Origin of the sequence: Holospora curviuscula (genome assembly GCF_002930195.1) — a bacterium.
Taxonomy (GTDB): Bacteria; Pseudomonadota; Alphaproteobacteria; order Holosporales; family Holosporaceae; genus Holospora; species Holospora curviuscula.
Window position 1 is genome coordinate 43292 of the sequence record NZ_PHHC01000082.1, and the last position, 14438, is coordinate 57729.

Consider the following 14438-nt stretch of genomic DNA (forward strand, 5'->3'; position numbering starts at 1 on the left):
AACACTATCCGACACTCAAAGGCGTTTGCGCCAATTCCGGATATGGAAAAACCATGCTAAAGTTTGTGGAAAATGTTCTTAACAAGACAATTGAAATTTCAGAACCCCAGGATAGACGGTGTTCGCCAAAAGATGGGTTCTTGAACGAACCTTGGCTTGGCTCAATCATTATCCAAGATTGTCTACAGAGTACGAAATGGCTTTAGCAGCTGTCGAAAATAGGGTGATGATTACTCATTCTATGCGCTTATTAATGCGGATCGCCAATCCATAAATACAGGCTATTACAAAAAAACCATTATAGCTAGCTTAGTAAATAATCAATCCATAGTACCTGGGGGATTTAATAATTCTTGCAATACGAATTTTTTAATTATACTAGAGAATAGTGTTGAATTAAATCGCTCAAACTCAGACAATCAGTGATTTTTTTGGATCATGCCTCATTCTATAACTCTTATAAGACAAAAAATTGATTGAATTGCTTGGCTGCGAGCTTGTTTGCTTACCCCCATATTAGCCCACCTTAACCCCCGTTGAAAAATTTTTGGCTACTATAAAACGATGGATTGACCGTAATATTACTCAAGCTACGGAGTGATATCAGGCCTTGCTTTAATTCTTTTAAATCCTATTTTTAAGCTCAATGACTATAATTGGGAGAGGGTATAAGAGATGATTCGCATATACAAAGTTTTTTCCTGAAAACCCGCCGTATATAAGTCTACCAAACAAAGATAATCGATTGTTTTTTTGGGTTTGATATCAGTGTCGTTCAAAGATTCCTTGGAGCGAGTTTGCTGAGTGGTTTAGGCTATCAGAATGCTTCTCACAGGCCATACGCGCTAGAGTACACCAAGTGATTTTGTAAAGCGTTTTTAAAATATTGGATCAGGAGGTGGATAACAAGAGATCGGAACGATATGTCGTCGGATTAAGCATCAAAATCCAGCCCCCCCTGGGCTGCTTTTTAACAGCTTAAAAAAAGCTAAAAAAGTTTTGACGGATAAAGTGATGATAATGCGCTCATGCGACATAGGAGATGAAAAGCGCTTATTCTCTCGAAACAAAACCGAACAGATCCATGAGAATAGAATAAAGACTTGTACCCAGCGGGACTTCTTATAGAAAACTTTTGTACTAAACTCCTGCTATTGTAGCAGGGTATGACTACTCCTCAAGAAAGGTTCTGGGCCTTGTTTTTTAGGCTGGCTTCGTACTCTAACTTAATTAATAACACTCTCTAAACTTTCTGCGCAAGCTGAAATTTTAGAAAAATTTGTATAAAAGTATAGAGATCACCAATAAAAAAAGCCTCTATTCCCCTAACACATGCTAAGATTTGGAAAAATCCTAAAACCTTTCAGTATTTTTCTGGAATTTCTCTGTCACCCACATTTTCATGATACACCAGGTCTATCAGCCGTTAAATTGAACTTTCCAGAAAGAACAATTTCCCTGTATACCGCATTATCCGTTGTCTCGAGTGAATTTTAACGAATATTAATTGTTTTTTAAACGTGCAACAAATGTCTGGAATGCTTCATGATCAAGGCCTCTGAGCACTCTATAGAACGTATTAAAGTCACGAAAATCCTTATGGTTTTGGAAAAAAAATACCACACATTAAATCCTGAAATTTCTGTGAAAAAATAAAAACGTATGGTGCATATTTAAAAATCTTACTCTCGATCACGCTCCTATTGCACAGTTTTTAAGTAGGCGCTTACTCCAAAAAAGATAACCAATGCTTTATTGATTGAGTCAGACACGCATTAAAACGTCGAGTTCCCTTACAAAGCAAATCAAAATAGGCAGCTAAAAAAAGTGCACTATAGCGTTTTTCGGATTGTGGTAAAATATATTTTTGGCCAAATCATTAGAACATTAATAGCTCATTGTTCGCTTAACAAACGTAACTGGTACGGCTTGAGTATCATCTCAGTCATTGTGAAGCTCAACTATGGTTTTTCATAGATCACAAGGAATAAGCAGAAACTCTATCGGAAAAATATACAATTATTTATACAACCGATTTATTGATATTTGCTTTCTTATTGTTGTGGTATGTGAGGATTACGAGAATTCAAAAGAGCTCCAGACTGTTTCAGGAATGTGCGCATCCGCACTATAATGAGGGTGATGAATGTGGATACTGTGAGGGAGTACTTTTTTCGGCAGTACAAAGCGTAAAAAATTCACACTGGACGCTCGATCCTCTTCCGGAATCCAGCTATCTTCCGAAAGGAGTTCAGAAAAATATTTTTTATCTTCCACCTTAACGTACAAATAAGATATAAAATTCCAAAGATTTTTTAGTTTATACTTTCGTTCTTCCGGTTCTATATATTCCCACATTGCTGTAATAGTTAAAATATCTGGCTTGGGAATCAGCGGATTATAGATCTTAATTTCTTCCTCTAGTCCCTGAGTACGCCGCTCCGCCCAAAGCATTTCATGAATTTGAAACCACACCAATACCTTGTGTTCAAAGGTAATACTCAAATCTGGACCTAGCTGCACCCGACGTTTCTGCTTTAGACGCAAAATTTTTGGAATAATTACACCGCGTTCCTGAGAATATTTCTTAAAAGAAAAATCTTGAAGTGTTAACGGTGTATACAGAGACGAAAAATAAGGAATCACAAAAAACTCCTTTTCAAGAGAGTAAAACATGATTACAGAATATCATTCTTTTTTCCTAATTGCGAGATAGTAGAAATAATATTATGGAGTTTTCAAGTTTAACACCGAAGCAGATTCAGCAGAAATAAAAGTCGCTTTCCCGCCTTCTCTAAGGGGTACTTCTTGCGAGCGCTCTTCAGGTTCTCGTAATACATACCCTCTCCCCCAAATAGTCTCTACATAATTTCCACCAATGGGATGAATGTCGCTGAGTTTTTTACGAATCTTACACACAAAAACATCAATAATTTTTAGCTCTGGTTCATCCATTCCATTGTAAATAGCGTTTAAAAAGCTAGTTTTTGCCAAAGTAATCCCTTTACGTTTCATCAATAGCTCTAGAATTTTATACTCAGTACCCGTTAAGCGTACGGGATGCCCATCAAAAGTAACAGCACAATGATCAAGATTAATTTCTAATTTGCCCACCTGAATAATAGAGCATGCGTGGCCCTCTGCTCGCCGCGCTAAAGCTTTGATTCGTGCCACCAATTCTTCTGCCATAAACGGTTTAGTGACATAATCATCAGCGCCAAACCCTAGTGTTCTAACTTTCGCATCAATACCTTGCTCTCCGGATAAAATTAGGACTGGGGCATGAGAACATTCTCTCAACTTCTTCAAGAGTTCATAACCATCGATATCAGGAAGCACCAAATCTACAAGAATTACGTCGTAATGGTAAAATCGTGCAATCTGAAGCGCAGGTTCTCCCTCTTCACAAATATCCGCAAGTATAGACTGCGCATCCAAAATGTTTTTAATAAGCTCTGAAGTTTCTTCGTGATCTTCAATAACTAAAACTTTCATCTTCATCTCTCCGGTCTCTATGATGCTATCCTATAAGAAATCTTATTGAAAAAACGTTAAGAAATATATAGCTCTTTTTTTTAAATTTATCTCCTGTAATCAACATATGGCGCCCTACAATTTTATAAACTGAAGTGAAATGCTACAAAAAAAAAGTATTTAATGCAATATAAAAATTTGAATAAATTGAGAGAATATTATTAGATACATTAAATCTACTGGATAGAACAATTTTTAAAAAAATTCTTAATAAAGTAATACAGACTTAATCAAAAATTTTTTAAACATACGCACCAAAAAAGATTTTTTTGTGCTTTAATAACTTGTATTCATCAAAAATTTTTACTTTTTTTTAATCTTTTTGTGCAAGACTAAAAAAACATTGATGCATTAAATTAATATATTTAAAACACAGTCTAAAGAATAAAAATAAATCTCTCAAATAAATAAATGTGAAGAATTAGATGTTTTTTATAATTCTTGATAACCTCTGAATCTTAACATCTGTAATATGCCTGCGTTGTATAGCGTAGCATCTTTAAACATTAAAGCGAAATAATATAACATCTCCGTCTCGCACTATATAGTCTTTTCCCTCTGTAGACATACGTCCTGCACTTTTAGCACCTAACTCTCCCTTATAAGTCACATAATCTTCCCAAAAAATTACTTCGGCGCGAATAAATCCCCGCTCAAAATCACTGTGAATACAGCCCGCCGCCTCTGGTGCTTTTGCATGTTTTTTTACCGTCCAGGCCCTTGTTTCCTTTGGCCCGACGGTGAAAAAGGAGATTAACCCCATAGCATCATACACTTCACGAATAATACGCTCTAGTCCGGTACAGTGTATATTCAGGTCTTTCAAAAACAAAATGCGATCTTCTAAAGAAAGTTGAACAACTTCAGCTTCTATCTTTGTGCTCATCCATACTACGGGTCTTCCATGGGTTCGTTCTAAAATTTTTTTTTGGTAGGGAACAGTATTATTGAGCATGTCTTTTTCAGAAATATTTATCAGATAAATCACAGGTTTTGCGGTCAAAAACCCTAACTTGGAAAGTTGATAATATTCTTCTGAGCTCCAAGAAACAGTGTGTAATGGAATACCATTTTGAAGATATCTTACCCCTCGCTCTAACAGCGCTTTAGTGGTTTCTCTGTTATCACCACCTTTGTGCTTTTTAGATAATTGTCGCTCTGCGCTTTGAAGATCTGATAATAATAACTCTGTTTCGATTACATCTATGTCTAATAAAGGGTCAATAGATCCGTGAACATGCGTAATACCTTCATCAGAAAAAGCGCGTACTACATGGACAATGACATCTACTTGTCGGATGTGCGCTAAGAATTGATTTCCTAATCCTTCCCCTTCGCTAGCGCCTTTAACAAGGCCTGCAATATCAACAAACTGAATCTGAGAAGAAATAATTTCTTTAGATTGTGCAGCATTCGCTAAGGAAGACAAACGTATATCTGGAACACACACACAAGCCACGTTGGGATCAATAGTACAAAAAGGATAATTCTCCGCCTGAGCTAAGGAACTCTCCGTCAGCGCGTTAAACAAAGTAGATTTTCCTACGTTAGGAAGCCCTACAAGGCCGCACTGCATCATCGTGAATATACCTTTCTCATAACAGAATTTTCATTATCTGGATGTTTTTATAGCTTGGTTGAAAGGGAAGCCGGAGTAATAGGTCTACGGCGTTCTTTAATTCTTGAAGCTTTTCCGCTCCGCCCTTCCAGATAGTAAAGCTTCGCGCGACGCACGACACCTCTGCGCAACACTTGAATACTCTCTACCACTGGACTGTATAAAGGGAATCGTCTCTTAACGCTAAATCCCCCCACAACTCGTCGTACTACATAAGAAGAATGAAGCCCTCGATTTCTTCGGGCGATACACACGCCTTCAAATCGCTGAACACGCACGCGTCCCCCTTCATTCAAAATAACATGAACACTTAAGGTATCCCCTGGTGCAAACTCCGGAATAGGTTGCTTTCCGTCCATAAGTTGGGTGATTTTTTTTTGATTAAACTGTTCTAAAAGATTCATCGAAGCCAGCGACGTAATAAGTTATTGGATTGTATTCTATCACAAAAAATTTTATGATACCAGGTCTTTTCACAAAACATTTTTAAAAATTTACTTATTAAGAAAAACGGCTCCCTGCTTCTCTAAAGAGACAGTACCATGCCATCAAACCCAGGCTCAACACCAAAAGGAAGCTGGTCTTTAAGGGTGTTATAATCTAAGTCTGAGTTCATGTGGGTCAAAATAGTTCTCTTAGGCTTTACACGTTCCACCCAAGTCAACACGCGTTCTAAATGCGCATGCTTTTTATTGGGGAGCGTACTTAAGCACGCTAGGATCCACGTGTCAATTCCTTTTAAGAGGTCAAATGCTTCTTCTGAAAGCTCTACAAGATCTGTGGAATACGCCCACGTGGGAAAGCGGTAGCCCAGAGAATAGGAAGTTCCGTGATTTTGTATAAAAGAAACAACGGGTATGTCAAAGAGATAAAAAAGCCCCTGGATAGGATGCAATTGAATAAACTGCGTATTCCCTAAAAAAGCGTAAGGCAACATAGTTTTTAGCGCTTCACAGGTCAGTGAATCAGCGTAAAACAAAACTGGGCCTGATACGGCAAAAGCTACCAAATCCCCCACCCCACCTATATGATCCATATGAGCATGGGTACATAAAACACCATTAATTTTTTTAACACCCTGAGCTAGACACTGATATCGAAGATCCGGAGAAGCATCAATTAACCAAGAACCTTGTAAAGTTCTAAAAAAAAAGCTACTCCGTGTTCGTTGATTCTTTGGATTTTTAGGATCACACGCTCCCCATCCCCAGCGTAGGGAAGGGACCCCCACTGAGGGACCACACCCCAATACAATTCCCTGCATGAATTTTATCCCCCCATATACATTCCACCATTGACGTGCACAGTTTGACCCGTAATAAATCGTGCTTCTGGATTGGCTAGAAACTGCACCACATAAGCTACATCTTCAGGACTCCCCATAAATTTACAGGGTGTATGCTCTAAAATAGAAGCCCGAATTTTATCTGAAATTCCTGCTGTCATGGCGGTTTCAATAAAGCCGGGCGCTACTGCATTTACGGTTACACCTTTTGTCGCTACCTCAAGAGAAAGCGCTTTTGTCATACCCCATAGCCCCGCTTTAGCGGCGCTATAATTACACTGTCCAGCATTTCCTTTATGCCCCACAACAGAGGTAATATTGATAATACGACCCCATCTTTTTTTAAGCATTCCTGAAAGCACGCCTTGACTGAGTATAAAAGGGACGGCAAGATTTAAGTGGACTACACTATCCCAGTCTTGATCTGTCATACGAAGAGCTAAGTTATCTTTTGCTATTCCTCCATTATTTACCAGTATGTCAATTTCTTGCGCTCTAGTTAATACATCCTTAAGCAACGCTCGTGGAGCACCTTCAAGGCTTAGATCATAACAATAACTGTGCACTCGATCATGCAAAAGAGCGGTTAATGCTTCGAGACGTCCAGCATTACGTCCTGTAAGGTGTAAAGTCGCTCCTAGATTCCATAAACGATGGGCGATAGCTGTTCCGATACCTCCCGTAGCTCCGGTAATAAGGCAGTGTTTTTGTGCTAAAAATGCTATGTCCATAAAATTCGTCCTGTGATGAGCAGCTTAATAATGAAGGATTAGTATACAATACTAAATCAAAAATACAACTTATAGTAAATTAACTTGAAGTTTGCATATCCCATTGTAGGTTAAAAGAGATATTTCTAAATCCTAGAGCCCATACAGGAAACGTTAAAAGTAATACCCTATATAGAAAGAGACAATAATTGTGAAAAAGCCTCAATACAGTTTGAAATATTATCAAACACAGTAAGGGATGGGCATATAAGATATCAATTAGAAAGGAATGGTTGAGTAAGGAAGGTAGGCGATAAAAAAGGAAGCGTGAAGACATAGCGCAGTATGTAAAAAGTAACGCTTGTACGTTATACGGATGGAGAAGACAATGAAGAAAAACGAAAAGCTTACCAAAAAAATATAAAAGATATAGCGCCACACTTTTTTGTATATGTTGATAAAATTTACATTGAGATCAATATTTACAAATACAGAAAAAAAGAGTAAGCACTTTTATTGCTAAAAAGTAAAAACGTGGAAAGGATTGCGAGCAAACAACGATTATCGCTGGGTATTGTAATCATAAGCCAATAGCGCCAAGGGTTTTTAATGGCCTTTGTAATATGCAACTCTGTGAAATTTGGGTTGAAGCGTTTTTCATACAAGAACTCCACCCTGGACAAGGTGTAATTATGGATCATGCTTCATTTCCTAAGTCTCAAAAGATGAAGAAATGGATTGAATCTGTTGGATGTAGCGTTTTTTTTCCCACTATTATTTTCCTGATTTGAACCCAATAGAATAATTTTGGGCTAATATAAAACGTTGGATTAAGAGTAGAAATTACTCAATGTGATAGAGTATACAACTCCTTGTTTCATTTCTTTAATAAGCAAACCTCAAATTACTCTACTATAACTCTTATAGACGTTTTTAATTCTCTCATGGGGGGAGCTTAATTTAGGGTGTGTAGCAAATACCTTCCCTTAACTACATAATGTATCGTCATTAAGTAAGCGTTTTTTATTTTATTCCTTTTCTTTATGATATATAGAAAATTAACTATAGAATATTTATAATAAAAAAAATATTATTTAAAGATATCGTATTCATTAAATTTTCGTCGGAAGGGTTGAGGAATTAAGAAGAAAGAAGGATTAAGCTATGAGGACTCTGGTAAACGTTTTGGAATGGGGAAGGAAATTATAGAGGGAGTAGGCGTTTAAAACCGAACTTAGTTCGCTCTAAGCCAGACAGCACAACTGACATGGACTGTTTAGAACACGCTATCACGATATATCCTGATTCCGATCATCCAGAGCGAGCGGAGTGCGTTGGGGTTAGCACTGTTAGCATTTTGAAAGTTCTGATACATCTTGAGGTTGGCTATAAAAAAATCCAAAGGTGGATACAGAAAAAAGATCTGTATTGTGCCAAAAGTGTGATGAATTAAACAGAAAAGTTGATGAACGTGGAGTTGCGCATCATATGCCAAGAACTCACGGGTATTCTGTAAAAGGGCAGCATTGTTACGCAAAACAGGATTGGGGTTCCAAAAGTAGAACACATGGCATAGGCGCTTTAATGGGCTCTACTTTAGGGGCCATTGGATTGCTTACGGGTTCTGTAGAGGTGTTGACTTATTGAGTAGAGGAAATAGTACTCACCAACATCCTAGAAAACCGTGATAGTGTTCTGGATAATTCTGCTTTTCATAAAGATAAAGTTAGGCAGAAAATGATTAAGGATGCTGGTCATACTTTACTTTACCTGCCGCTTTATTCGCTTGGCATTAATCTCATTGAGGAATAATGGGCTCACGCTAAACAGATGCGATGTTTTCTATACATTGTTCAATTGACGCGCTATTCTATATGACCATTCTATAAGTAGTTAGCTATATTTCTATGAACAAGCTTATAGGCTAAGTGTTATTTATTGAAAACGTAAAGATTAAGCCGGGAATCATAATTTATTGTGGAAACGTGTGCTGCTTCTTTGAGCGTTACATGCAGCCCCTCCCTAGGAATCTAGGAACAAAGTACTCTTAGTCATGCTATGGTTGATAGAATGTTTATGACCTAGGCTATCGAATTGGGTGCCCTCCATTCTTCCCAGTTTTTTTAGAAGCTTTTTTCGAGCTTTTCTAAAAAGTAAGAGTAAAAATCTTTGCTTAGATTTCCTTTTATGACCAGAATTATAGCAAGTAACTTTGAATTAGGTGCACAGCCATGGTAGGATAAAAGAAAAAAATGTTCACAAGTCTATAAAGTCGTGACGTAAGAAACAAAGCAATACATTCCCTAAGCAACAAAATCTACAAAAAAAGAATTACCATCCTAGAGAACGTTTAGCGTATAACAACGTATAGATTAGACTATTCAAAAGCAGAATGATTTGTCAAAAATACTAGATTGAAAGATATTTTGGCCGAGTTTTCTATAAGAAAAAGATGTGCCGTAGCAGTATTTAAGAAGCTAGAATTTAGCAATACCCCCCTTTTTCCTCTGGGGAAGCAGAACAAGAAAAGCACAATCAGTACGCATAAGGAATAAAAGATATCCCCCCTGAAACCCTTGTATAGATTGATAAAAGTAGTGTGGATATAGCGATTTGCACAAATAGAAGATGGGTTAAAAAAAGCGAAAAACTTGTAGGTCAAAAGTGTGCTACAAAAGCACCTCTAGTATCGCTAGCCTTGAGAATAATAAATCGATAGCTCTCATGGGGTTTAATAGCTTTTGCAATACAAATTTTTTTAATCATTGAGTAGAACAGATTGTGAATCAAAGCGCTAAAGCACGGCCTAATTACAGATCATACCTCATTCCATAACACTTATAAGACAAAAGCATTAATTAAATCGGTTGGTTTCGAGCCATATTCTCTCGACCTAAACCCTATTGAAGAGATGCTGGGTCACTATGAAATGATGGATTAACCCTACTATTACTCAATGTAATGAATGATATAAGGTCTTACTTGAATTTTTTTAAATCCTATCTTCAAGATAAATCACTACATCATAAGTGTTCTTTTTCTATTGATTTATTTATGAAGCCCTATACTATTTAAGCCTTGAAAGCGTTGAGTGTATTTCTTTTTATTATGGTACTTTTGTTGTATAATTTCATCAAAAGCGTGGAGAAAATTTGTGTTTCATACTGCTTCAAAACAATATACTACAGAAAAAAGTGCTTCAGAAAGAGAAATTGTTTTTTCTGTAAAACACCTCTACAAGTCTTTTAATGCTGTTCAGGTGTTACGAGATATTTCTTTTGATATTACCGCTGGGCAGACCATCGCTTTGGTAGGACCGTCTGGAGTAGGAAAATCTGTTTTATTTCGCTGTATTTTAGGATTAAGTTCTGTGGATAGCGGAGATATAGTCTTTAAAGGAAATCCTGTGCTTTATTCAAAATACAATACTCCAGGGAGTTTTTTTAAAGAAATGGGGGTAGTATTCCAGCATTCCGCTCTTTTTGATGGAATGAGTGTTCGGGAGAATGTTGCTTTTGGGTTTCCTCCGCACCTCATGTCTTTGGTGGATCAATCCTTAGATCAAGTAGAATTTCCGTCTTGCCACAGAAACGCCTACCCCAGTACACTATCTGGAGGTATGCGACGACGGGTGAGTATTGCCCGAGCAATCGTACGAAGACCAAAAATCTTATTTTTAGACGAGCCTACCGCAGGCTTAGATCCTGTGGCTTCGCACCATATCAGTTTTTTAATTCACCAAATACAAACAGCCTTTAAGGTTACTTGTGTCACCATTACCCATGATATTCTGAGATTACCTTTATTGGCAGAGCATATTTTGTTTTTATCGGATCAACAATTGGTTTGGCAAGGAAATATCCAAAAATTTTTGTCTTCGTGTCTTGGGGAAATCCACAGCTTTGTACAGTTCGGTACTCAACAATCGCTTTCGTCTTACCCTGTGGGGACGGTGGACAATTTGAGTACAAGGCATGAAGATATGAATGTAGAAACCGCACGTGCCTAATAGAAGAGAACAATTATCATTTTTTAACTTGCTCCTTAGCAACACTACTGGCAACTTGCGAATTTGCTTGAGTTTGAATTTGGCTTTGCGCAGTTTGTTCATCCGAAAAATTAGAGTGAGGGTTAACATTCCCACTCCCTGAAATCAATTGTGGGTTTTGAACAGGATTATAGTGTTGACTCTGTTGGTTTTGGTAGTTTTGTTGGTGTTCTTGTGTTTTCACCTTCTTACTCTGAGGATATTCCTCCATAGAATAATGGGAGGCTTTTTCTGCTGCTCCAGTTGAGCGTACCTTAGAGTGTTGACTCTGTTGGTTTTGTTGGTTTTGTTGGTTTTGTTGGTTTTTTTTGTTTTGTTTGTCTTGTAGCTTTTCTTGTTTTTTCTGCTGCTTACTCTTAGAAGCTTCCTGTATATTTTTGTTTTGATTTTTGTTTTGATGTTTATTCACTATAAAGTTTCCATTTCGATCTCGCTGATCGTTTACTACCCCCATAAGCTGTCCCGCACCGACGAATCCGTGGGCTGCTGTTACTAAGTCTCGATTTCCTCTGCTGGCTCCAATGTTTCCCAGCATGTTTCCTGCAATTTGAGAAAGTCCCCCAAAAAAAGCCATTTTACCTTGCCTTTTCCCTTGCGAAACATATAGTTCAGAAGGGGTGTAGGAAACGCTAGAAGAAGGCTGAGAATTTTGATTATAATTCCTAGAGTATGGGTCATTTCTATAATGCTGAGAGTATGTCTTATTTCCAGTACCACCAGGACCGCCTTTGATCATCGAGACCGGCGCCATGGACAGGAAAAGAAAAATATATTTTATAGTTTTATTCATTTTTTAAAATGTTATGAAAATACTATATTAATTATATTTTTTTTTTATTAATATTTTACTAATTTTTTTAGTTTATTTTGGAATATGAAAAAATTTACAATAGGCTTTAATTGAAGATCATTTTAGAACGAGCAATGATGAGACAAGCCGTGAGCATAGCCCAAGACCGTTGATGAATGCCGTATTTATGCAATAAACCCGGGATACCAATACTATTTCTTGCAAAGAATACTCGCCGTGTAAAACAGTCTATAGTGTGTATAAGAACGCCAAAGCTAAAAAAGTCTGGGGGGAAAAAAGATAAGAGATTTTGTAAACCTCAGTCCTATGAAATTGTGTCGCCATACCGGCCCCACTGATAGTATCATCGATTCCTAAAGTGTACAAACAACAGACAAGGCTGAAGAATGAGGCATTGATGGGGGGGGGGGAATAAAAAGTTCTAAACATCATATTGTAACAGAAACATATATAGCTAACTAACGATAGAACGATTATAATAGAAGAAAAGAGAATAATACTTAAAGCTGTTGTATTCATGGAATTTTTGTCGTAAGGGGTTAGGAATTTAAAAAAAAGAAGGGGTGAGCTATAAGGAAGCGGTTAGACGTTTTGGAATGAGTAAGCAGACTATAGACAGAGTACGCGTTTAGAACCGAACTTAGTTCGCTATAAGCCAGCCGGAACAATTGACATGAATTGCTTAGAACACGATATATCCTGATGCTTATCAGCCAGAGCGCGCGAAGCGCTTTTGGGTTAGCACTATTGGCATTTTGAAAGCTCCCAGACGTCTTGGGGCTCGCTATAAAAAAACCTTAAATCCTCCAAAGAGGATCCAGAAAAAAGATTTGTATTGTACAAAAAGCGTGATGAATTACACAGAAAAGAAAAACAGAGTGCTTACAGTGATGAACGTGGATTTGTGCATGATATGCCAAGAACTCACGGGTATTCTGTAAAAGGGCAGCGTTGTTACGGAAAACAGGATTGGGGTGGGGTGCCAAAAATAGAATAAATGCTCTAGGTGCTTAAATGGGCTCTACTTTAGGGGAAATTAGATTACGTACGGGTTCTGTAGAGGTATTGACTTATTGGGTAGAAGAAATGCTATGCACCAATACCCCAGAAAACTGTGGTACTATCCTGGATAATGCTGTTTTTCATAAAGGCAAAGCTATACAAAAAATAATTAAAGATGCTAGTCATACTTTACCTATTACCTTATTCTCCTGACCTTAATCCCATTGAGACACAATGGGATCACACTAAACAGATAAGATGTTCTACAAATCGTTCAATTAATATGCTACTCTCTATAACCATTCTATAGTTAGTTTGCTACAGGTTGTTTTTTACACGGACACGGTAAAGCCTATATTCATGATACAGCTAGAGGCTGTGCCGTGATTTCAAAGAAGCCTTAAGCCAAGCTCCCGTGCTTAAGGGTGTTTACGCTGATGCCGGGTATCGGAAACCAAAAAGAAAGATACGGTAAAAATGTTCTGAAAAACACAAGTGAGATCTCGGTTCGCATGACTTAAGGGAAGTCTATTTTGGTAAAACGATGCGGTGTGGAGCGTACATTCTCTTGACTTAATTACTTTCCAAGACACTCCAAAGAGTATAAACGTTCTATCTTGGTGGAGGAGAATAATATTATGATTGTACACTTTATGCTATTGATTAGAAGACTTGCATCATTGTGAAGACAGATTTTTAGACAAGAGACTCTTGATTTTACGGGATGAGGGGTTTCCTGATGTATTGATCTTGAGCCAATACAACAAATATTTATACTGGGTCTCATAAATCTTTATCGCTATCAGTAAAATAGTCTTATGTACCATAGAATCATAGCGGTTCTGTCAAAAAAAGAAGATAAGAAAAGTAAAAAGTTAGTAGGCTATAATGTACTTTTGATATTTGTCTTTCAGAGTAACCTATAAAAAGAGCACGGCTGTTTCTATGTTGAAACACTCTTCGGTGTGTAATGTCAAATATGAAAAAACGCGTGGTACCAATATCCCAAAAGTGTGCTTACCTAAAAAGATTTTCTTAAACGAGCGCAATGTGTGGATATGCGTATGAGCGAAAGGATTTTTTTATGAACAAAACGTATTTATCTATGATGATTCAAGACCTTTGTGACAAAATAAACAAGGATGATTGGTTGAGGTAATGCGAGTGCGATACAGTGCCTGGTATGCGTTGCCCGCCCCAGAAGTTAACAGATGATTTTAGACCAAAGAGGCTAGACTAGTCACTAATGTGTTTAAGATACTGCTCTGAAGAAAACCTATTCAGCTCCATTATTTTTACTCTATAGTTCAATTTTTAGTGCGCTAGAATGCTTAGGGAACGTGATCTGTGCCGAGGCAAGCAATTCTGTTTTTTTTGAGACAAGTGTATCTAATATAATAAAAAACAATTATGGTTTTTATGAGGCAGCT

Annotated in this window: 11 protein-coding genes and 2 pseudogenes; 6 read left to right on the top strand and 7 right to left on the bottom strand. The window is 37.4% G+C overall.

Annotated elements, in window-relative coordinates; genetic code table 11:
• A pseudogene (locus tag HCUR_RS08540) lies at positions 1 to 206 on the top strand (hypothetical protein); the annotation flags it as partial.
• Between the two features lie 1870 nt (positions 207 to 2076).
• Here HCUR_RS08540 and HCUR_RS03625 read toward each other — a convergent pair.
• The 6 genes from HCUR_RS03625 to fabG form a co-directional block, all read right to left on the bottom strand.
• Complete coding sequence (locus HCUR_RS03625) at positions 2077 to 2646, bottom strand: DUF3501 family protein (protein ID WP_165780724.1); 570 nt, start codon at positions 2644 to 2646, stop codon at positions 2077 to 2079.
• A gap of 81 nt (positions 2647 to 2727) precedes the next feature.
• A complete protein-coding gene (locus HCUR_RS03630; RefSeq protein ID WP_104206840.1) occupies positions 2728 to 3495 on the bottom strand; it encodes a response regulator transcription factor in 768 nt (255 codons plus the stop codon).
• Between the two features lie 538 nt (positions 3496 to 4033).
• Positions 4034 to 5110: a redox-regulated ATPase YchF gene (gene ychF, locus HCUR_RS03635; protein WP_104206789.1), complete on the bottom strand. Its 1077-nt coding sequence runs from the start codon at positions 5108 to 5110 to the stop codon at positions 4034 to 4036.
• A gap of 50 nt (positions 5111 to 5160) precedes the next feature.
• Positions 5161 to 5556 carry a 50S ribosomal protein L19 gene (rplS, locus tag HCUR_RS03640; protein ID WP_104206790.1) on the bottom strand — a complete coding sequence of 132 codons (396 nt, stop codon included), beginning with the start codon at positions 5554 to 5556 and terminating at the stop codon, positions 5161 to 5163.
• A 122-nt stretch (positions 5557 to 5678) separates the two neighbouring features.
• Complete coding sequence (locus HCUR_RS03645; protein ID WP_104206791.1) at positions 5679 to 6416, bottom strand: MBL fold metallo-hydrolase; 738 nt, start codon at positions 6414 to 6416, stop codon at positions 5679 to 5681.
• 5 nt (positions 6417 to 6421) lie between these two features.
• Positions 6422 to 7168, bottom strand: a complete 747-nt coding sequence (gene fabG, locus HCUR_RS03650) for a 3-oxoacyl-ACP reductase FabG (RefSeq protein WP_104206792.1) — start codon at positions 7166 to 7168, stop codon at positions 6422 to 6424.
• Positions 7169 to 7698: 530 nt separating this feature from the next.
• Between fabG and HCUR_RS10185 the strand changes: the two are divergent.
• The 3 genes and pseudogenes from HCUR_RS10185 to HCUR_RS03660 form a co-directional block, all read left to right on the top strand.
• A pseudogene (locus HCUR_RS10185) lies at positions 7699 to 7938 on the top strand (IS630 family transposase); the annotation flags it as partial.
• Positions 7939 to 8575: 637 nt separating this feature from the next.
• Positions 8576 to 8794, top strand: a complete 219-nt coding sequence (locus HCUR_RS03655; protein WP_207760906.1) for a hypothetical protein — start codon at positions 8576 to 8578, stop codon at positions 8792 to 8794.
• A gap of 1507 nt (positions 8795 to 10301) precedes the next feature.
• Positions 10302 to 11156: an ABC transporter ATP-binding protein gene (locus tag HCUR_RS03660; RefSeq protein ID WP_165780725.1), complete on the top strand. Its 855-nt coding sequence runs from the start codon at positions 10302 to 10304 to the stop codon at positions 11154 to 11156.
• A 16-nt stretch (positions 11157 to 11172) separates the two neighbouring features.
• On the opposite strand, the gene HCUR_RS03665 is transcribed toward HCUR_RS03660, so the two are convergent.
• Positions 11173 to 11931: a hypothetical protein gene (locus HCUR_RS03665; RefSeq protein WP_129591894.1), complete on the bottom strand. Its 759-nt coding sequence runs from the start codon at positions 11929 to 11931 to the stop codon at positions 11173 to 11175.
• Between the two features lie 910 nt (positions 11932 to 12841).
• Here HCUR_RS03665 and HCUR_RS08545 point away from each other — a divergent pair.
• On the top strand, positions 12842 to 13003 hold the full coding sequence (locus HCUR_RS08545) for a hypothetical protein (protein WP_165780726.1): 162 nt from the start codon (positions 12842 to 12844) through the stop codon (positions 13001 to 13003).
• A gap of 17 nt (positions 13004 to 13020) precedes the next feature.
• Complete coding sequence (locus HCUR_RS03675; protein ID WP_104206797.1) at positions 13021 to 13221, top strand: hypothetical protein; 201 nt, start codon at positions 13021 to 13023, stop codon at positions 13219 to 13221.
• The last annotated feature ends 1217 nt before the right edge of the window (positions 13222 to 14438 follow it).